Source organism: Aggregatilinea sp. (genome assembly GCF_036822615.1).
Taxonomy (GTDB): Bacteria; Chloroflexota; Anaerolineae; order Aggregatilineales; family Aggregatilineaceae; genus Aggregatilinea.
Genome location: NZ_DAISHJ010000047.1, coordinates 14,267 through 34,008 on the forward strand (window position 1 = coordinate 14,267; position 19,742 = coordinate 34,008).

Annotated in this window: 19 protein-coding genes; 8 read left to right on the forward strand and 11 right to left on the reverse strand. The window is 61.9% G+C overall.

What is annotated here, in order from left to right; genetic code table 11:
* Positions 1 to 243 precede the first annotated feature (243 nt).
* From V7116_RS14220 to V7116_RS14235, 4 genes are all read left to right on the forward strand, one after another.
* Positions 244 to 621, forward strand: a complete 378-nt coding sequence (locus V7116_RS14220) for a tetratricopeptide repeat protein (RefSeq protein ID WP_324392600.1) — start codon at positions 244 to 246, stop codon at positions 619 to 621.
* A gap of 173 nt (positions 622 to 794) precedes the next feature.
* Positions 795 to 2,300, forward strand: a complete 1,506-nt coding sequence (locus V7116_RS14225) for a hypothetical protein (RefSeq protein WP_324392601.1) — start codon at positions 795 to 797, stop codon at positions 2,298 to 2,300.
* A gap of 63 nt (positions 2,301 to 2,363) precedes the next feature.
* Positions 2,364 to 3,833 carry a TolB family protein gene (locus tag V7116_RS14230; RefSeq protein WP_324392602.1) on the forward strand — a complete coding sequence of 490 codons (1,470 nt, stop codon included), beginning with the start codon at positions 2,364 to 2,366 and terminating at the stop codon, positions 3,831 to 3,833.
* Positions 3,834 to 3,992: 159 nt separating this feature from the next.
* The gene (locus V7116_RS14235) at positions 3,993 to 4,433 is read left to right on the forward strand and encodes a tetratricopeptide repeat protein (RefSeq protein WP_324392603.1); all 441 of its coding nucleotides are present in this window, start codon (positions 3,993 to 3,995) and stop codon (positions 4,431 to 4,433) included.
* Positions 4,434 to 4,440: 7 nt separating this feature from the next.
* On the opposite strand, the gene V7116_RS14240 is transcribed toward V7116_RS14235, so the two are convergent.
* The 9 genes from V7116_RS14240 to V7116_RS14280 all read right to left on the reverse strand — a co-directional run bounded on the left by V7116_RS14240 (position 4,441) and on the right by V7116_RS14280 (position 11,110).
* Positions 4,441 to 5,130 (reverse strand): response regulator transcription factor, encoded by a 690-nt coding sequence (locus V7116_RS14240; protein ID WP_324392604.1) that lies wholly within the window; start codon positions 5,128 to 5,130, stop codon positions 4,441 to 4,443.
* Positions 5,131 to 5,282: 152 nt separating this feature from the next.
* Positions 5,283 to 5,948: an NUDIX hydrolase gene (locus tag V7116_RS14245; RefSeq protein ID WP_324392605.1), complete on the reverse strand. Its 666-nt coding sequence runs from the start codon at positions 5,946 to 5,948 to the stop codon at positions 5,283 to 5,285.
* Positions 5,945 to 6,241, reverse strand: coding sequence for a hypothetical protein (locus V7116_RS14250; RefSeq protein WP_324392606.1), 297 nt, complete (start codon positions 6,239 to 6,241; stop codon positions 5,945 to 5,947). Before V7116_RS14250 ends, V7116_RS14245 begins: the two co-directional genes overlap by 4 nt.
* A 27-nt stretch (positions 6,242 to 6,268) precedes the next feature.
* Positions 6,269 to 7,168, reverse strand: a complete 900-nt coding sequence (locus V7116_RS14255) for a HesA/MoeB/ThiF family protein (RefSeq protein WP_324392607.1) — start codon at positions 7,166 to 7,168, stop codon at positions 6,269 to 6,271.
* A complete protein-coding gene (locus V7116_RS14260) occupies positions 7,165 to 8,352 on the reverse strand; it encodes a hypothetical protein (protein WP_324392608.1) in 1,188 nt (395 codons plus the stop codon). The genes V7116_RS14255 and V7116_RS14260 overlap by 4 nt, the downstream gene beginning before the upstream one ends.
* A complete protein-coding gene (locus V7116_RS14265) occupies positions 8,349 to 8,828 on the reverse strand; it encodes a hypothetical protein (RefSeq protein ID WP_324392609.1) in 480 nt (159 codons plus the stop codon). Before V7116_RS14265 ends, V7116_RS14260 begins: the two co-directional genes overlap by 4 nt.
* Positions 8,825 to 9,610, reverse strand: a complete 786-nt coding sequence (locus V7116_RS14270; protein WP_324392610.1) for a hypothetical protein — start codon at positions 9,608 to 9,610, stop codon at positions 8,825 to 8,827. Before V7116_RS14270 ends, V7116_RS14265 begins: the two co-directional genes overlap by 4 nt.
* Positions 9,611 to 9,650: 40 nt before the next feature.
* Positions 9,651 to 10,196 (reverse strand): hypothetical protein, encoded by a 546-nt coding sequence (locus V7116_RS14275; RefSeq protein ID WP_324392611.1) that lies wholly within the window; start codon positions 10,194 to 10,196, stop codon positions 9,651 to 9,653.
* 137 nt (positions 10,197 to 10,333) lie between these two features.
* Positions 10,334 to 11,110 carry a hypothetical protein gene (locus tag V7116_RS14280; protein WP_324392612.1) on the reverse strand — a complete coding sequence of 259 codons (777 nt, stop codon included), beginning with the start codon at positions 11,108 to 11,110 and terminating at the stop codon, positions 10,334 to 10,336.
* A 266-nt stretch (positions 11,111 to 11,376) separates the two neighbouring features.
* On the opposite strand from V7116_RS14280, the gene V7116_RS14285 reads away from it, so the two are divergent.
* Positions 11,377 to 12,456: a glucose-1-phosphate thymidylyltransferase gene (locus tag V7116_RS14285; protein ID WP_324392613.1), complete on the forward strand. Its 1,080-nt coding sequence runs from the start codon at positions 11,377 to 11,379 to the stop codon at positions 12,454 to 12,456.
* A gap of 87 nt (positions 12,457 to 12,543) precedes the next feature.
* On the opposite strand, the gene gyrB is transcribed toward V7116_RS14285, so the two are convergent.
* Positions 12,544 to 14,514 (reverse strand): DNA topoisomerase (ATP-hydrolyzing) subunit B, encoded by a 1,971-nt coding sequence (gene gyrB / locus V7116_RS14290; protein WP_324392614.1) that lies wholly within the window; start codon positions 14,512 to 14,514, stop codon positions 12,544 to 12,546.
* A 309-nt stretch (positions 14,515 to 14,823) separates the two neighbouring features.
* Between gyrB and V7116_RS14295 the strand changes: the two genes are divergently transcribed.
* On the forward strand, positions 14,824 to 15,675 hold the full coding sequence (locus V7116_RS14295) for an SAM hydrolase/SAM-dependent halogenase family protein (RefSeq protein ID WP_324392615.1): 852 nt from the start codon (positions 14,824 to 14,826) through the stop codon (positions 15,673 to 15,675).
* Between the two features lie 21 nt (positions 15,676 to 15,696).
* Positions 15,697 to 16,995: a UDP-N-acetylglucosamine 1-carboxyvinyltransferase gene (gene murA, locus V7116_RS14300; protein WP_324392616.1), complete on the forward strand. Its 1,299-nt coding sequence runs from the start codon at positions 15,697 to 15,699 to the stop codon at positions 16,993 to 16,995.
* Between the two features lie 102 nt (positions 16,996 to 17,097).
* Here murA and V7116_RS14305 read toward each other — a convergent pair whose 3' ends face one another.
* Entirely contained in the window at positions 17,098 to 18,315 is a 1,218-nt protein-coding gene (locus tag V7116_RS14305) for a hypothetical protein (protein ID WP_324392617.1), read from the reverse strand.
* 212 nt (positions 18,316 to 18,527) lie between these two features.
* Here V7116_RS14305 and V7116_RS14310 point away from each other — a divergent pair, with 212 nt between their 5' ends.
* Positions 18,528 to 19,637 (forward strand): glycosyltransferase family 4 protein, encoded by a 1,110-nt coding sequence (locus tag V7116_RS14310; RefSeq protein ID WP_324392618.1) that lies wholly within the window; start codon positions 18,528 to 18,530, stop codon positions 19,635 to 19,637.
* Positions 19,638 to 19,742 lie beyond the last annotated feature (105 nt).

The following is a 19,742-nucleotide window of genomic DNA, read 5'->3' on the forward strand; positions in this document are numbered from 1 at the left end:
AGAGGCGGCTATCCCGTCACCAAACCGTTGTAGTGCCCCCGGCTGCGTCTCTTGAATTGTGCACCAAACCCCGCCCAGCGTCAAAGTATGCGCGACATTATCGATTTGTAATTGCCCATTTACAGGATCTCCACCCCCGCTGCGACTTGCCAACTCGCCCGGAACGGACTATACATAAGCTCGCTTCGTGCAATCGGTGCACGGGGCGGTGAGACGGTTCGAAAATTGGGAGCATACGGGATGATGTTAGGGGACTTTGACCAGCAAGATGCCAGCACGCCCAACCTCGAACAACTGCTGCAAATCGGCATTCAGTCCGCTCGGCAGGGAAACGTAGAAAATGCGCGCGTCATCTTCCAGCAGGTGCTTGACGCCGACAAAAACAACGAGCGTGCCTGGTTGTGGATGGCTTCCGTCGCAGAAACCTCCGCAGACCGGCAGCGCTACCTCCGCACCGTGCTGACGATCAATCCGGATAACCATACGGCCCAGCGTGAGCTGAAGAAAGTCGAGTCGCGCCGCCAGTCCAACAACAGCCGCGTGCTCGTCTATGGCAGCATCGCGCTGGCAGTGAGCCTGATCCTGATCGCCGTCGCCGTGATTGCGCTCGTTGTGCTCTAGCGCGGCTGTGCGCGGTTCTCTCAATGCTGTACGGTAACACGGGCGCGCGGGCGCGGACAGCACCGGATCTGACAGCGGAACGCGGATTGGTACTGCATTCCGGTTCCGCTGTGCCGGATCGCGCACTGCGCATATACTGGCCCCGCTGCCAGTCCGCATAAGGATACCAAGCTGTGGCACAAAACGAACCGCATTTCCTCCTGCGCGAAGCAATCCGGGCTGCCCAAAAAGGCGACTCGGCGGCGGCGCGGCGCATGCTTGAGCAGGTGATCGGCAACGATCCGCGCAACGAGCTGGCCTGGATCTGGATGGCGACCGTCGCGGAATCCGACCGCGAGCGGCGAACCTGCCTTATGCGTGTTTTGGAGATCAACCCCAGCAACGCCCGCGCCCGACAGGCGCTCGACAGGCTCGAAGGCGCTACAGGTTCCTCCCGCCGCTCGACAGCGGCTCAGTCAACCCCGCGACGCACTACCCCACGCCGCAGCCTCTCCCCGCTCTATGCTGTCGTGGGAATTCTGGCCGTCGCCATGATCCTGGTGGGGCTATTTCTGCTCAACCGGTCCCTGAACGACGAGGACACACCGGCGACTGCCACTCCCACTGCCAACGTGGTAGCGGTCGCGCCCGCCGGGCCGACCCTCACGCCGACCAGTATGACGCCGAGCGTCACGCCGCTGCCGACCTCGCGGCTGGCCGACCGCACGCAGGAGCCGCTGCCGCCCACCTGGACGCCAACTGCCACCTGGACCCCCTCACCGACGCCGGAGCCAACCGAGATCCCGGCATTGGACACCTATACCCTGCTCGTGTCGCAGCAGGCATCGGACGGGACGTGGAACGTGGTGACCATGCGGGCCGATGGCACAAACCCCGAACCGGTGACGTTCAGCCTACCCGCCGATCTCGCGGAAAATAATACACTCACATGGTTGGGCGCTTACGATGCGTCGTACTCGCCCGACAGGTTGCAGATCGCGGTCGTGGGATCGCTGCGCCAGGACGCGCCCGACGGCAACCCCGACAACGTGCTGATCTACCAGGAGTTGTTCACCGGTCCGGCGGCGGGCGGCGAGCTGCGCCAGATCACCGCCATGCACGCCGAGCTGGCCGACATCTCGTGGTCGCCGGATGGCACGCAGATCGTCTTCACGGCCACAGCCGAAGGGGACTTTGACGTGTATACTATTGCCTCGGGGGGCAGCGCGCCGAACCGTCTGACGGACAACAGCGGCGCGGATCGGTATCCAACGTGGTCACCCGACGGCCAGACGATCGCGTATGCGGCGGCCCTGGCAGGCTCAGACTCGTTTGAAATCTGGCGTATGCCCTCCGTGGGTGGCGAGCCGGAACAACTGACCGAAGCGGAAAATGGCAGTTTTGCGCCAGCCTATTCGCCAGATGGCAGGTGGATCACGTTCATTTCTGACCGGTCCGGCGACGAAGATGTGTACTTGATGAATGCGGATGGCACGGGCGAGCGAGTCATCACGATTAACGACGACTATGATGCACTCGATCCGTCGTGGTCGCCCGACAGCGAATGGATCATTTACAGCTCCAGGCTGAATGGCGATTTTTACCAGTTGGTCGCCATCCGGCCCGACGGCACTGAATTTCAACAGCTTACCGACAGCGACGTCGACTTGCGCTATGCGCATTGGACGCCTGCCAGTTAACGCACTCACCAGATTATTCGAAGCGCGGGAAAACGTGACAATCAATACAGGGCAAGGGGGAGCATGAGCGAGTCAGGGACAAATCCACAGGTCAATGACCTGCTCGAAAAGGGGATCAAGGCGGCGCGCGCAGGCGATAATGCATCCGCGCGGCAGGCCCTTGAGGAGGTCGTCAAGCTGGACCAGTACAACGAAAAAGGCTGGTTCTGGCTGGCCGCCGTCGTCGATACTGTCGAGGAAAAACGCGTCTGCCTGGGAAACGTGATCGTCATCAATCCCAACAACCGCCGCGCCCAGAATCTACTCAGCCATCTTGAGGAAGAAGAGATTCCCCAGACTGCGCCCGGCCAGGGCAGCGGCCCCAGCCGCACGACGGTCTATGCGGCAATTGGGCTGGGCGGCGTGGCGTTGATACTGCTGATCGTGGTCCTGGCAGTGCTGCTGGGCGGCGGCGATGACGAAGGCGGCACCCCGGTGCCGACCGCAATCGCGGCGCAGTCCAGCGAAGAGGTGGAAGCCCCCGGCACGGAGGATGGCTCCGAAATCGTGCCGACCGTCACCGTAACGCGCCTCCCACCGACCTGGACGCCCGTTCCTACCCCCACCTCCCGCGCGATCCTGACCTCGACCCCGCTGGCGACACTCCCTTCCAATGTGGGCGGAACGATCATTTTGCAGTCGGGCCAGGTCGTAGGTGACGAAGCCAACCAGCCGATCTGGATCACCAGTCCCAGCGGCGCAACGCTGCGTCAGGTCAGCCCTGACAACGATCGCGGGCACACGCCGGTGCTCAGCCCCAACAGTTCGGGTTACGCTTATATCATGTATGCGACCGGCACGCGCGAAGTCGTGCTGGTGATCGACAACATCACCGGGACGAACACGCAGTGGGTGACGACGCTGTGGGGTGGCGTGCCGATCCTCATCCAGCAGGATACCCCGGCGTGGTCTCCCGACGGCGCATGGATCGCGTTTACCGCGATGGGTCCCGGCGCGACCGCACCCGATCTCTACCGCGTCTCCACCCTCGGCGCGGAACCCGATCCGAACGCGCTCCAGCAGCTCACCACCGACGAAGCAAATGAAAGCTGGCCCGCTTTCTCGCCGGACAGCCAATCGATCGTCTACGCGGCGGAATTTGCGCGCGGTGGGCAGGAAGTCACCGAGCTGCGCATCTATAATGCGGCGGATGGCTTCGTCCGCGACCTGACCGCGAACGGCACCGAGCTGGTGGAAACCGCGCCCGACTGGTCTCCCAACGGGCAGTACATCGTGTTTGAGGGACGCGAAGCGGGCAGCAGCTACAGCAGCATCTACCGGATCGCTGCCAGCGGTTCGGGCGAGCCGGAAAAACTGTTCGACTCCGGCGCATCGGACATCCGGCCCCGCTACTCGCCGGATGGCAATTACATCGTGTTCTCCTCGAACCGTACCGGTAACTGGGATGTGTTCATCTACGAATTTGCCACAGACACCACCTATCAGGTGACGTCTGGCATGCAGACGGACATCGCAAACGACTGGGGCATGTAGACCTACACACGCAGCACTCGAACAGATGAGGCCGGAGCATACACACTCCGGCCTCATTTTTTGCAGAATCTATAGGACTAAGGTCCTACCTTTGACGAACAGAGTATGCTAGAATGAGCAGCAAGAGCGGTTGGGATTAACGTGAAGGGATTTGGCGCGATGGGGCTTTCGACTACGGATCTGCTCAGCGCCTCTAAGGAATTCCTCGATCTCTATAAGGCAGGCAAGGCTGCCGCTCGCCAGGGAGATCGGGCGCAGGCGCACGAGCTGTTCCGTCAGGCGATCGAGATGGACCCCTACCACGAGCAGGTGTGGCTGTGGCTTGCGAGTGTGGTAGATAGCGATGAGGACAAGCGCGTGTGCTTTGAAAACGTGCTTGAGTTGAACCCGTCCAACCCGACTGCGCGCCAGCACCTTCAACGGATTGCAGAAAAAGAAGCGGTCGCAGAAGTGCGGCGCATGATGACTACCCCTGCCCCGGACCTTGCGCCCGCACCCCAAACATCGTGGCTGTGGAACTGGACGCGGCGTCTGCTGATGGTGATCACACTCTCTGCAGTCACCATCATCGCCATCACAGCATTGAACGTCTTGCTTTAGGCCCGGCCTACACGTCCGAGAAGCGGTACCCAATCCCGCGTGACGTCAGGATATAAACCGGGTGCTGGGGATCGGGCTCGACCTTCTGGCGAAGATAGTGAATGTACAGCTTGAGGCTGTCGGTCGCGTCGCCATATTCAGGTCCCCAGGCTTCACGCACGAGATCTGCCCGCGTAATGACGCGCCCCGCATTACGAGCAAGCACCCCCAGTAAATTGAATTCCTTGGGCGTCAGATGAACCGTCTTACCGCGCACGCGCACTTCGCGGCTGATGAAATTGATCTCGAACTGGCCAGTGTCGAATTTCAGTTCTTCGGCCATCGGCGGCTTGGGAATGCGCCGCAGGTGCACTTTGACGCGCGCTAACAGTTCCTCGTTTTCGTAGGGCTTGACGATATAGTCATCCGCGCCCATTTCCAGGCCGCGCACGATATCGCGCTTATCGGATTTCGCCGTCAAAAAGATGATAGGTACGTCCGAAAGCTCGCGCAGGCGGCGGCAGGCTTCCCACCCATCCATGTCCGGCATCATGATATCCAGCAGGATCAGGTCGGGCTGGTGGCTGTAGGCTTTGCGCAAGCCATCTTCGGCCCGGTAAGCCACGACCACCTCGTATCCCCGCCGCTCAAGCAGCATTTGAAGCAGTTTTACGGGCAGTTCTTCGTCGTCAACGATAAGAATTTTCTCAGCAGGCATCGGATCTCGCGCGGTCCCCACACGTCTGAATTAGACGCAACGTTTTGATAGGACAGGAAAATTAACTGTCACGAGTCACCGCAATGTACCATGCCTAAGTCCGAGACGCAAGTGAGGGTTACGCAGTTTATACGAAGTTGGAACAACTTTTTTCAGTCTCCCGCATGCTGGGCGGTTTCTCGTGGTTTTCCCTGAACGGCACGCAGGCGCTGCTCAAGCTCGCTCAACATGATCGCCGTCGCGCCCCACACCTGATTATGCTGAATGTCGTACCACGGTACGCGCATCTGGTAGCCGCGTAAATCCCAGTCTTCCACCACCTTGAGCTGGTCATCCAGCAGTATCGCCAGGGGGCACTCGATCACCGACGCAACCTCGGCGGGATCGATCACCCAGGCCGGGTGCGTTGCGCTGTACGCCACCACCGGAACCACGCGGAAATCGCTGGGCGGAATGTAGATCGGCGTGAGCGTCCCCAGAATTTCTGCGTCACCCGCAAACCCAACTTCCTCGTTGGCCTCGCGCAACGCCGTTTCCTGCGGCGTTTCACCCGGCTCCTGCGAGCCGCCGGGAAAGCTGATCTGGCCGCTGTGTACGTCATGTGGGTGTTCCGCGCGGCGCGTCAATACCAGCGACAGCCCTTCGTCGCCGGGAAACAGCAGAATCAATGTGCTGGCAAGGCGCGGCTGGCCGGGTGTGGCCGACGACCGGCGCAGAGGGCGCGGCTGCGGCGCCATTAATTCCTGCGCCGCAGCCGCGTCGAACTCGCGCAGCGCCATCGCCGCGCGTACAGTTTCAATGGTTAGCGTACCACTCATAATCCGTACCACGCGCGCCGCTTGCGCAGCGAAATCCCGGCGTCGGTCTCATCTCGGCGCGTGGTACGTACGCGTCCGCGTGGGTCGATGTGAATCTGCCCGGCTTCTTGCAGCCGCGCGAACTCCTCCGGCGTGATATCCGGCGCGGGTTCGCCGCCCAGCCGTTCCAGGCGCGGCGCAAGATCGGCAGCGCTGTCCGGCGGCATATTAACATCGGGCGGCGGCGCAGCGGGTTCCTCAGGCGGCGTCACCGGCACTTCATTTTCAACGGGCGGGGTCCTGTCGTCAGTCATCTGGATATCCTCTTACGTCGTCAGCCTCTACTGGCTGCTCTCATTCTCATCTTGTTCGTACGACACCTGGCCGAGACTGATCAGGTCGTCCAGCGAAACCTGAGCGCTGTCCTTCTGCGCGTGCTTCGGGCCACAAACCAGGCAGTCCGGGTTGCGGGGGATGGTCAGCCACTCGGCGCTGTAGGGCAGCGTCGTTTGCCCCTCGTAAATTTCGAGCCAGGTATTCGCCAGCACCACCGTATTCCCCGGCATTTCGCGGTGCACGTCGAAGTTCTGAACCAGCTCGTTCAGCGCAAGGTCGGCCTGTGTCGCAGCGATACGCACGACGTGCAGCCACAAACCCGGCTCCGCCGCCAGCGTGCCTTCCGGCCCGATCATCCCGTAATCCAGTTCCGGCTCTGCGCCGGGATCGGCCAGACCTTCGCGCAGATGCTCCGCCCAACAGGCGTAACACGGCCCCTCGCCCGGCACGATCACACACACATCGCCGCCTTCGCCGCGCTCATAGACGCCCGCATAGATGGCCGTGCGCCCGTGTTCCAGGCACATCTGGTTGATCAGATACTTCGGACCTTCGCTGTCCACGCCCGAAACTACCAGATCCATCTCGTCGAACAGGTCGGTGTGATCCTCGATCCGGCCCGCGACCACCTTGATTTCCGCCGCCGGATTACGCTGGCGAATGAGATCCGCCACCGCATCAACCTTAAGCTGGTCGAGATAGCGCCGGTCGGCGGCGTGGCGTACCACGTTGGTGGGCTCCAGCGAATCGTCGTCGACCAGGATGAACCGCCCCACGCCGCTCATCGCCAGACTGACCGCTGCGAAGCTTCCGCCCGATCCCAGGCCGATAATACCAACCGTCTGCGTGCTCAAAAAACTGAGCACATCTTCTCCCAACAACCGCTCCACCCGGTCCCAGGTCATACGACACTATCCTCTTTCAACGTCTTCTCGAAGTGCCACATCAGTTCCAGCAGCGTACGCTTGGAATCCCACGGCCACTCCGGCATTTGCGTGATCAGCAGCGGCGACGAGGCATCGTACAGCTTCTCAAACAGATCCTCGTCCTCGTTTGCCGTGACCATCGGCGCGACGCGCGCAGCGGGCATCGAGGTCGGATAATCCGCCGACGTGACTAGCAAGATCGCGTGGCGGCTGCCGGGCTTGAACACCGAGAAGCAAATCTCATACGGCGGCTGACCATCCGCATCCCACCGCACGATGTCCACCTCATATCCGGCCTGCGTCAGCAGGCTGTATTCCTGGTCGAAGCGGCGCGGATGCGCCAGATGCCACGCCAGCGGAGGCAGTCCCGGCAGGCGGTCATTCGACCACACTTCAGGGACCAGCCGCGCAAACCGCTTCATGCGCTTGCTCGTGTACCAGAAATCGATGCGGATCAACCAGCCCTCGTTGGGCCGCTCGACCGTTACGATCCCCGGCGCGGGCGGCGGCGGCACAGGTCCCATCGCATAATCGATCGCCCGCAGCGGCTCCGGCTGTGGGGTCTCGCTCGCTTCCGCGTCTACCGCCGGATCGTCACCCTCGGGGGCGTCTTCGTCCTGATCGGACACATTGACGGCAGCCATTTCCGCCGTAGACTTCACCCACTTCAGCGAGTACATGGTCACGATCGGGGCCACCACTTGCTCGATCGGCGTCTCCGAGTCGTTGATCATGCGGCGCGCCTGCATCAAGTCGCCGCCGGATGGCTCGATCATATCGTCCGGCTGCTTATGCCAGTCGCCCACGTGTGCCAGCGGCACGTCCCACTTCGCGGCGACGGCGTTTCCATACGAGCCGCGACGCCGCTCGCGGTAGACTTCCCAGTTAATGTACAGCCAGTGGAATACGTCGCCCTGCCAGTCATCGCCCTGCTCGAACATGCCCCACTCGCGCACGGCGCGCTCGCCGGGGCTGATCGTATCGAGGATGTAGATTTCCGGCTCCGACTGCCCCGGGCGCGGCACGACCAGCCCGATCATCGCTTCGCCGGTTTCTGGCTCAGGATACAGCAGCGCGCCGCGTGTGATCTTGTCGATCACCCGCTGTGCCACGACGACGCGCGGCATGTCGTATCTCTGGCTGTCCTGCCTGACCTCGCTCACTGCTGTCTCCTTCTGTTACGCGATGCCTTGCTGGGGGGCATCTGCTCCTCCACCCCAGGCCAAACGCCCGTGGACCGCCAGGTGTAATAGGAATACAGCCACTCAATCGCCCAGCCCGCGACGGTCACCGCCGTGGATGTGCTGGGATTCCAGCCGTACGTCACCCCGTCCTTCGGGTTGAATAGGCACAACTGCCCGTCTTCAAACTGGTGTTTTTCGCTGTAAACGCTCGGCTTCAACACGTAAGCTTCCGCCGGGCGATTGGGATATTCCGCCGGATAAAGGATTTTGACCGTGTGTTGCCGCTGTGGAATACCGCGCAGGTTGATTTCCACCTCACCCAGCCAATACAATTGATCTCGCTTGGGCACCACCAGCCGGAAGGTATCCGCAAACGTCGCACGCATCAGTTCAACTTCGAGCCGCAGCCGGGTCGAAACCTGTGCAGGGCTTCCCCACCAGCTTTCTCTGCTCATACCCCCTCCTGAAGCCTTTCATCGTGCGGGACAGCCGCTTCGCGTGCGGCGAACTCGGTCAGCAGCGCACGCAGTAACCCATGATGACCGCCCGCGTCGTCCTGAAGCGCCTCGCGCGAGGGCGCGTCGTCGCTCAGGTAAATACTGAATGTCGTCAAAATAGTCACGCCGGATCGCACGCGCCAGGACCATATCTCGCCACGTTCGTCGGAAGCCACCGGAAGCGCCGCCAGATCAGGTGTCATCACCAGTTCCGGTCCGTCTTCAAGGTAACAGTCAACCTGCTGCCGGAAGCGAATCTGGTCGTGCGTGTCAACCAGCTCGAACTCAAACGTGCGCAGTTCCGGCAGGCCGGTCCGCGCCATCACAAAGGGCCGGATCGCGCGAAGTCCCCGCGCCGGAACCGTGCGAAAACACGTCTCAAATCGCGTTTTGCCCGTGTAGTACGCCAGCACGCCAGCGGACATCAGTTCAAGGCCGGGATCGATGTTGTACTCAGCCGTTTCAATGTCACCAAACGACCACGGGATAGGGGACCGGTCGCTCTTGAGCGCGCTCAACGTGCCGCCAAACATCAGGACGCCCCAGAAATAGATCGCCAGCCCAACCAGGAACACCAGCATCAGCGCCATGCCCCAGCCCGCCGCGATCCACACCTCACCTGTCACGGCGGCGTACAGCACCAGTGCCGCGATGATCGTACTGCCGACAATCGCGCTGATCGAGGGATGCAGCACGCCTTTTGCCTGACCGGGCCGCCGCTTTGACTTCCGCTTTGTCATCTGGACACCGTACATTCCAATAAACTCGTATCTACCGCACCTATTCGTCCTGATCGGACAGCAGTTCCGACAGGCTCATGGCGCTGCGCGACGACGAACGCATAATCGCTTCGCGCAGCGCGGGACTCAGCTCACCGTCGCCCGCCACAAACCGCTGGATCACGCCGCCACCTACCGGTTCCCAGCCGAAGGGGTGCGCCGCCAGCAGCGTATCGCTTGCCCGCAGCCGCAGCGTCCACTGCTCGTCCGGTTCGATGGCTTTACCTTCCAGCGGCAGCCACGTGCCCGGCAGGATCGTATTGACGCCGCGCTGGAGTTCATACTGCTCCTCGTCCGCATAGCGCAGCCGTCCGTCCGCGTCCGCGATTTCGAACCGCACGCTTCCCGCGGCGTCATATGGCAGCCACAGCTCGGCAAACGGACGCAGGTACTTGGTATCCATCAGCACATCGCCAGACCGGAGCACCTTGCCATCATCCGTGTTGCGGTAGGCCAGCAGACCGATATCCGCCACCTGCACGTAAGACGCGTCCGCCCGGTATCCGGCCCGCCGCATGGCGGTCAACGCCGCCGGATTTGCCTGCATGGGAGCGACCTCCTGAACAACCGTGCGCTTCCGCCGCGATGGCGCTTGCGTCGTCGTAGAAGAAGTCACGATGAACAGGACCGCCAGAAATGCGATAATAAGAAGCAGAAAAATGACGGCGTTCATGGGAAACGGCTTTACCTCACGCGGTGCTGCTGGCTCTGCTGCCGCAGCAGTTCTTCAAGACTCAACGGCAGAGAGATATCTTCATCTTCGCTGCGCCATACGCGCTCGCGCAGTTCGCCGTCCGGCGACAGCTGGCGGCGGCGCTCGCTCAGTGAAGGGGATAGATTGAAGTTGTGAATGCCGAGCATGCCGCCATCGACCTGGACGCGCATGATCCACGTCCCGGCATCCAGCGCCGTCTCGTTACTGCTGATAGGGAAACGGTAGTCGGGCAGCAGGATATTTTCGCCCGCGTTCAGCCACTTATCGTCTTCGTAGATGTAACGCGGCTTCCCGTTTTCGTCCCGGATCTCGAACCGGATGCGCGCCATACGGTCCCCAATCCCTTCGGGCACGTCCACGATAGCGAACGGGCGGATGCCGTCGTCGTCCAGCGAGATGAACCGCCCGCGCCGCAGCGACACGCCATCGGGCCGGTGTTCGTCCACAATCAGGCCGACGTCCAGCAGTCGCACCAGCGGATCGAACCGGGGATGCGAGCTGGCCCGCCCTACCGCTTCACGCGCAACCTCGGACATTTCAGGGCGGCGAACCGGCGATCGGGGCAGTGATTCGATGATCGAGCCAACCTGCACGCGGCGCGTCACGACATAGGCCAGCGCGAGGTAGCCGGCCATCAGCAGCGCCGCTGCCGCAGCGGGTACTTCCCCGGTGATCAGTGTGAGCGCCAGCGCAAGACCGACGATTACCAGCCATACAGCTGTGCCACGAGAGCTGTGCTGAAACATGCTTTTCACCCTTGAACCAGCCCGATCATACCACGTATAACGACCGCCGAAATGAAACCGGAGCGGTATCCACCTCTATTTACGCATAACTTTTACCGGAAGTTGTAGCACAGGGCGAAACATCCGGGAAATGTCAGCCTGCTATCAGACTTTGCATCGCTGCCGCCGGTTTGCGGCTCTCCGCGCGCTGCGCTAGCATCTGCGGTGAGTTGTGACCAACCCTCGCAGCACAATACGCACTGGACAAGAAAGCAGGTAGCGAACGTATGAAAGCGGTAATCTTGTGTGCAGGCAAAGGCACACGGTTGTATCCCGTCACCCTGACAATGCCCAAGCCACTGGTCCCGGTTGCTAACAAGCCCCTGCTCCAATACGCCATCGATACGTTGACTAAAATGGGCGCGACCGAAATCGGTCTGGTCGTAGACAGTCTGGACTCGCCCATCCGCGAACGACTCGGCGACGGCAAGGACACTGTGGGCGTACCGCTGACCTACATCGCGCAGACCAACCCAAAGGGATTGGCGCACGCCGTCAAGCTCTGCCAGCCATTCGTAGGCGATGAGCCATTTATCGTGTACCTCGGTGACAATGTCTTCCAGGATCGCATGGATGTGCTCTACCAGCAGTTCCAGGAAACCGGTGCCAGCGCGGCGCTGGCGCTGACCGAAGTGCCAAACCCCAGTGCGTTTGGTATTGCGGAACTGGACGGCGGCAAGATCGTGCGTCTGGTCGAAAAGCCGAAAGATCCGCCCACCAATCTGGCCGTTGCGGGCGTCTATGTTTTTCGCGCAGACATCTTCGACGCCATCGACCACATCAAGCCGTCATGGCGCAACGAGCTGGAAATCACCGACGCGATCCAGTACCTGCTCGACCAGGGCAAAAGCGTCATTCCCTACATCGTCAACGGCTGGTGGATCGATGCGGGCAAGCCGGACTCGATCATGCTCGCCAACCAGCTTATCCTTGAGCAGCTGCCCTTCACCCCCGTCGATCTTCAAGACCCGCGCGTCGAGGGCGAGTCACATGTTTCGCACCGCGTTTTGTTGGGCGAAAACACGCGTATTATCGACAGTGTAGTGCGCGGCCCCGCGATCATCGGCAATAACGTCATCATCTCCAATGCCTACATAGGTCCTTATACGTCGATTGGAAACAATGTCGTCATCGAGCACAGCGAGATCGAGCACAGCATCGTGATGGCGTGCTGCACCATCAAGAACATTGACGGACGCATCGACGCGAGCCTGATCGCAGACAACGCCACGGTCATTCACGAGCCCAAGAAGCCCAACACGCACCGCTTCGTGCTGGCCGAAAACAGCCTCGTGCAGTTAATCTAATCGATCTCACTCGTGGCCGGAAACTAAACGGGCCTGCGCAATGTCAGGCCCGTTGTTTTTGCTCAGGTGCTTGTTCGGGTCTAAGCCCTAAACGTCGAGCGTGGCCTTCTTCGCGTGCGTCGTAATGAAACGCTTGCGCGGCGGCACGGCGCTGCCCATCAGCATATCGAAGACGCGATCCGCCTCGGCGGCATCCTCGATCGTCACCTGGAGCAGCGTGCGGTTGGCCGGGTCCATCGTCGTTTCCCACAATTGCTCGGGATTCATCTCGCCCAGACCCTTGTACCGCTGGAGCGAGACCTTCTCCGGATTCGACGACGCTTTCAGAATCGCCTGAAGCCCCTCGTCGGTGTAAGCATACTGGATGTTCTTACCCCGTTGCACACGGTACAGCGGCGGCTGCGCGATGTACAGGTGGCCGTCGGTGATCAGTGGCACCATATAGCGGAAGAAGAACGTCAGCAGCAGCGTGCGGATGTGCGCGCCGTCCACGTCCGCGTCCGTCATGATGATGATCCGCCCGTAGCGCAGCCCCTCGATGTTGAAGTCGTCGCCGATGCCCACGCCCAGCGCGGAGATCAGCGCCTTGACTTCGTTGTTGTCGAGAATCTTGTTCAGACGGGCGCGCTCGGTATTCAGGATTTTACCGCGCAGCGGCAGGATGGCCTGGAAATGCCGGTCGCGGCCCTGCTTGGCCGAGCCGCCAGCCGAGTCACCCTCGACGATGTACAGCTCCGACCGCGCCGGGTTCTGCTCCGAGCAGTCCGCCAGCTTGCCGGGCAGCGTCGTGTTTTCGAGCAGGTTCGCGCCACGGCGCACCAGATCGCGCGCCTTCTTCGCCGCGTCACGCGCGCGCATCGAGGTCATGCACTGGTCCACGATACGCTTGGCTTCACGCGGGTTCAGCTCCAAAAATTCCGCGAACGCGTCCGACGTCACCTGCGACACTGCGCCCTGCACTTCCGGGTTCATCAGCTTAACTTTCGTCTGGCTTTCGAACTGCGGATCGGGGTGCTTGATACTCACGATGGCGGTCAGGCCTTCCAGCGTATCATTGCTGGAGAAGTTCGCGTCCTTCTCTTTCAGGAAGCCCGCCTTGCGCGCATACAGGTTAATCGAGCGCGTGATCGCTGCGCGCAGACCCGCCTGATGGCTGCCGCCGTCGGGCGTATGGATCGTATTGGCGAAGTACAGCTCGGTCGTGGTCGAAGTATCCGTCCACTGGAATGCCACTTCCACCCCGATCGTAAACGCCGGGCGGCTGTGGCCGTTATTTTCCTCGAACTGGATTTCCATCTCGCGTTCGGCGTAAATCGGGTCGTGCAGCGCCGTACGGTTGCGGTCCAGGTAACGCACGAAGGAGCGGATGCCGCCCTCGAAGTAGAACGTCATCTCCTTGCCGAACGGCTTGACCCGATCGTCGCGCAGGATGATCTTGATGCCACGCGTCACGAACGCCATCTCGCGAAAGCGCTGGGCCAGCGTGCCGTAATTGAAGTCCAGATCTTCCATGATGGTGTCGTCGGGCTTGAAGGTGATGCGCGTACCCGTCGGTTCGCCGGGTTCCATGTCGCGGACCGGCTCGACCTGCGTCTGCGGGATACCTGCCGCATATTCCTGCCGCCACACCTTACCGTCGCGCCAGATTTCGGCCACCATCCACTGGGAAAGTGCATTCACCGCCGACACACCGACGCCGTGCAGACCGCCCGACACCTTGTATGCCGCGCCGTCGAACTTACCACCCGCGTGCAGCGTGGTCATCACGACTTGCAGCGTTGAGACGCCCTTCTGCCGGTGCATACCGACCGGGATACCGCCGCCGTTATCCGTCACCGAGACCGAGCCGTCATCGTTCAGCGTGATGCCGATCGTGTCGCACCGGCCTGCCAGCGCTTCGTCGATGGCGTTGTCTACCACTTCGTAAATCAGGTGATGCAGCGCCCGGATATCGGTGCCACCCACGTACATGCCGGGGCGCAAACGGACGGCTTCGAGTCCTTCCAAGACGCGAATATTGTCTTCTGTCTGCCGTGAAGTTTGAATCTGTTCCGCCACTTAATCCTCCTGAAGCCTTGTCACCCCACGCACCACTCCAACGGCTGCACCACACATCACACCTAAGGATCGATCCAGCGGGATGATCGGAGTTTCAGTCTATGCCATCGTGATTGATCGCCGGGAAATCGAGGTGCTGGCCTTTCATGCTTTCAACCGCAGACGGGTAATCGAACTTCTGTTCTCTTATCGCCTTATTGTACCGCATTTCTTGACACCGGCCAGTTAAGGTGTAATTATACCTCGTGCTTCCCACACAAGCAAAGAATTTCGCTTGCCCAGGCAGGGTTCGCTGGTACAATCAGCGGCATGAACACAATACCGTTAATTGCCATTCTGACTGATTTTGGTCTCTCCGACGCCTATGTCGGCACGATGAAGGGCGTCGCCCTGTCGATCTGCCCGTCCGCCCACCTCGTCGATATCACGCACGCCATCCAGCCGCAAAACGTGCGGCAGGCTGCGTACGTGCTGATGACCGCCTACCGTCACTTCCCGGCGCATACCGTCTTCCTGATCGTGGTCGATCCCGGCGTGGGCACGGCCCGCGAGCCGATCGCGGTTGCAACCGATCACGGCATTTATGTAGCGCCCAACAATGGCGTGCTTAGCTACGTACTCCCCCTGCTCAACGTGCAGCATGCGGTCATCCTGCAAAACGACGCCTACTATCACACCAGCCGCAGCGCCACGTTCCACGGGCGCGACATCTTCAGCCCTGGCGCGGCATACCTGGCGAGCGGCGTCCCGATCACCGAGTTTGGCCCCACCGTGCCGGAACTGGTCGAGCTGCCCGATCCCACGCTCACCGTTGGCTCGGAACAGATTACCGGCGAAGTCATCCACATCGACCATTTCGGCAACGTGATCACCAGCATCGGCCAGCTGCAATGGACCGCGCCCGAGACACTCGAACTCGCGCCGCAGTTTGGCGCGGATCGAGATGCCGTGTGCGCTGTGGATGCAGCCCGCAGCCGTATCACGGTCAGGGGTCGCACGTTGGACAGGATTCACCGCACCTATGGCGCGGTCGATCCTGGCACAATGACGGTCCTGGTCGGCAGTTCCGGTCAGCTTGAGATCGGCGTCAACCAGGGCAGCGCCGCGCAGCAGTTGAACGCGAAGTTGGGGGATATCGTCACGCTGGATCTAGGAGGCTAGCCTCTCCGCGAGGCGATTATCATGCGCGAGCAATTTGTGATCGAAGGCAACCACCGGCTGCAAGGCGAGGTCACCGTCAGCGGCAACAAGAACGCCGCGCTGAAGATGCTGCCCGCCTGCCTGTTGACTGACGAGCCGATCATCCTGACCAACATGCCCGACATCGCGGATGTGCGCGTCACGTATGACCTGATGCGCAGTCTGGGCGCGGACATCGAGATGCTGAGCGACCACCGCGTGCGCGTGCACGCCAGGGACGTCACCACCTCTACCCTGCCCCCCAGTCTGTGTTTGCAGACGCGTGCCTCGGTCGTTTTTGCCGGGCCGGTCCTCGCACGGACGGGCGCGCTCGAAATGCCGCCCCCCGGCGGCGACGTGATCGGGCGGCGGCGGCTGGATACGCACATCCTCGCGCTGCGCAAGCTGGGCGCGGAAATCGACTTCGACGGCACGTTCCACATGCGCGCCCCAACGCTGCACGGCGCGGACATCCTGCTCGACGAGGCCAGCGTCACCGCGACGGAAAACGCGCTGATGGCCGCCGTCCGTGCGAAGGGCACGACCCGCCTGCGCAATGTAGCCTCCGAGCCGCACGTGCAGGATCTCTGCAACATGCTCAACGGCATGGGCGCACAGATCGAGGGGATCGGCACGAACTGTCTGGTTATCCAGGGTGTCGAGCGGCTGCACGGCGGCAAGTTCCGCGTCGGGGCGGACTATCTCGAAGTCGTGAGCTTCATCGGCGCGGCAGTCGTCACCGACAGCGAAATCCGCATCCGTGAAGCCGACCCGCATTACCTCGACATGGCCGCGCTGGTCTTTCGGCGCCTGGGCGTCGAGTGGCAAGCCGAGGGGAACGATATTCTCGTGCCGCGCGGGCAGTCGCTCGTCATTGAGCGCGACCTGGGCAACCAGATCCCGGAGATCAAAGCGCAGCCCTGGCCCGCCTTCCCCTCCGACCTGATGAGCATCGCGCTCACGGTCGCCACGCAGTCAGCGGGCACGGTGCTGTTCCACGAGTGGATGTACAACAGCCGCTTCTACTTCACCGACAAGCTTACGCAGATGGGCGCGCGCATCATCCTGTGCGATCCGCATCGCGCGGTCGTGCACGGTCCGACCGTGCTGCGCGGCGTGCCGGATATCAGCAGCCCCGATATCCGCGCGGGCATGTCGCTGATCATCGCGGCGCTGTGCGCGCGCGGCACAACGGCCATCCGCAACATCGGCCAGATCGACCGGGGGTACGAGCGCGTCGAAGAAAAACTGCACGCCCTGGGCGCGAACATCCGCCGCGAGCCGGTCCTGGTCACCGCCTGAGTTTCCTCTTACACGCACGAAAAACGGGCGAGTTTATGCACTCGCCCGTTTTTTTGTCTCACACTTTCTGCGGGTATAGGCTTTTTTCCCGAATTCCGGTCCCTACCCGCCGTTGCTGGATGGCGTCGCGGCAGCAGGCGCGGGTGCGCTGGCGCTGGAGGGCTGATCGTATTCCAGCAGCAGCGCCTGATAGCGTTCGCGGTAAAGCTGCCCCTTCGCGCGTTCCATCTGCCACATGCGATCCAGGCTCGTCTTCAGCGGATCGAGCGCAGCCTGCACGCCTTCTACCGTGTGCCGGTACTGTTCAAGCTGCTTGTCGTGGTTGCGCCATGCTTCGTCGTTGGTCAGCGTGAACTGTTTCCAGCGCTTCTGGTCGTCCGCGATCCAGTCGTTCCACTCCTGGCGGAAGCGTTCTTCCGACAGGCGCTGCATCTCGGCCACTTCGTTGATGCGGCGTCCCAACCGCTCCCCGATGCGCTCGAAGTCCTCGACGCTCTTTTTCATCTGCCGGTGCGTTTCCGACCACGACTCGAAGCGCTCCATGTACCGTTTCATATCGTCGTCATACGCGCCGAAGCTCTTGGTCAGTTCCTCGACCTTCTGGTCGCGCTGCTGAAGCTGGAGAAGCTGCTGGTCAATGAACTGCTGGACCTCCTCGCGGCGGTCGCGCTCCGCGCCTTGCAGTTCCAACACGCGTTTTTCGTTGCGCAGCAGCATCGCTTCCATGCTGTCCAGCTTGGGCCGGATGCCATCGATCTGCTTCTGCATTTCCGGCAGTTCGGACTGCACGTCGGAAATACGACGCGAATCCTGACGGCGCTGTTCTTCAAGGAAGGTGATACGGCGCTCGGGATCTTCCATCTTCTTGGCGAGATCTTCCATGCGCTGCTGCACGGCAGCCAGCGCCGACGCCACGCGATCCCGCTCGACCCGCGCGGCGGGCAGTTCTTCGAGCGCGCGTTCCAGTTTGTCCGTGCGGTCAGCCAGGTCGCGCACCAGCCGCGCCACACTCTCGCGTGCGATCTCAGCCCTGCGCTCGGCTTCGCGTTCGGCTACCAGCCGCTTGCTTTCGGTGTTTTCGATCAACTGCTGGAACTCGCTGCGAAGCTGCTCGCTCACTTCCATCTCGCGCCCGGCAGGCATAAACGCCGCCCGCATCGCGGATTGCTCGCCTTCCAATCCGTCGAACCGGCGCATCATCTGGGTGAATTGTTCGTTTTGCTGCTCGATGCGCTCAGTCAATTGCGCGATAGTCGCCCGGTCACGCCGTCGCTCTTCGTCCAGCCATTCGATCATGCGGGCCGCTTGCGCTAGGTCCATGGTGTTACTCCTACCACTACAGGGTATCGTTACAGTGGCGCATTATAACATAGACTTTCACGGAGGTCTTCAACTGCCCGAGCCGCACCCATTTCCCTCTCAATACCGGGGTCCAGGGGGCTGCGGTCCCGGCAGGTTACAGGGTCGTACTCCACAGCCTGAATCAGATCCTCCGCTCTTGTCACCGCCCGCGCGTCGGCTATACTTGCCCCATGCGCATAGGAATCGATGCACGTCTCACCTACTACCGTACCGGCGGCATCGCCGCCTACACCCGCCACCTGATCGGCGCGCTGGCCGCGCTCGATCCGGCGTCCGATTATCGCGTCATCCACCATCGCGGCGCGGCTGAGACGATCGCACCTGGGCCCAACTTCCACCGAGTGGACGCCTTCACGCCCAGCCACCACCGCTTCGAACGCTCGGCGCTGGCCACCGAGCTGGTCCGCCTGCGCCTGGACGTGCTGCACAGCCCTGATTTTATCCCGCCTATGGGCGGCGCGCGCCGCCGCGTGATCACGGTGCACGATCTGCACTTTCTGCACTATCCGCAGTTTCTGACCGCCGACAGCCGCCGCACCTACAACGATCAAATCCGGTGGGCCGTGAAGACCGCCGATCACATCCTGGTCGATTCGAAGGCTACACGCGCGGACGTCGCGGATCTGCTGGATGTTCCACCCAGCAAGATGACGGTGCACCCACTGGGCGTCGATCCCCAATATCACCCGCTCGATCCTGCCGCCGTACGCGCCGCACTCGATCGCCTCACGCTGCCATCCGAATACCTGCTGTTCGTCGGCACGCTCGAACCGCGCAAAAACCTGGGCGGCCTGCTCGATGCGCTTGATCTGCTGCGACCCGCCCTGCCCGATCTGCCGCCCCTGCTGCTGGTCGGTCGCCGGGGCTGGCAGGCAGACGATCTGCTTGCCCGCTTGGAACAACTCACCATGGCGGGCCGCGTCATTTGGCGCGATGATATAAACGATGCTGACCTGCCCGCGATTTACAACGGCGCGAGCCTGCTGGCGCTGCCCTCGCACTACGAGGGGTTTGGACTGACCGCGCTCGAAGCGATGGCCTGCGGCACGCCGGTTGTCGCCTCGAATCGCAGTTCCGTGCCAGAAGTCGTCGGCGGGGCGGGCCTGCTGGTCGCTCCCGGTGATCCGGCGGCGGTGGCGGACGGCCTGCGGCGTGCGCTCGAAGACAGCGCCCTACGTGACCGCCTGCACGTCGAGGGTCCGGCCCGTGCGTCAAGCTTTACGTGGCAGCGCACTGCCGAGATCGCGCTTGGCGTCTATCGCGCCGTCGGCGCGTCGTAGTTAGATTTGCACTCACCTGACGGAATGCTCCATGCGAATACTCTTTCTCACCGCCCAACTCCCGGAACCGCCCCACGCGGGCGGCGCAATTCGTGTCAGCGGCTT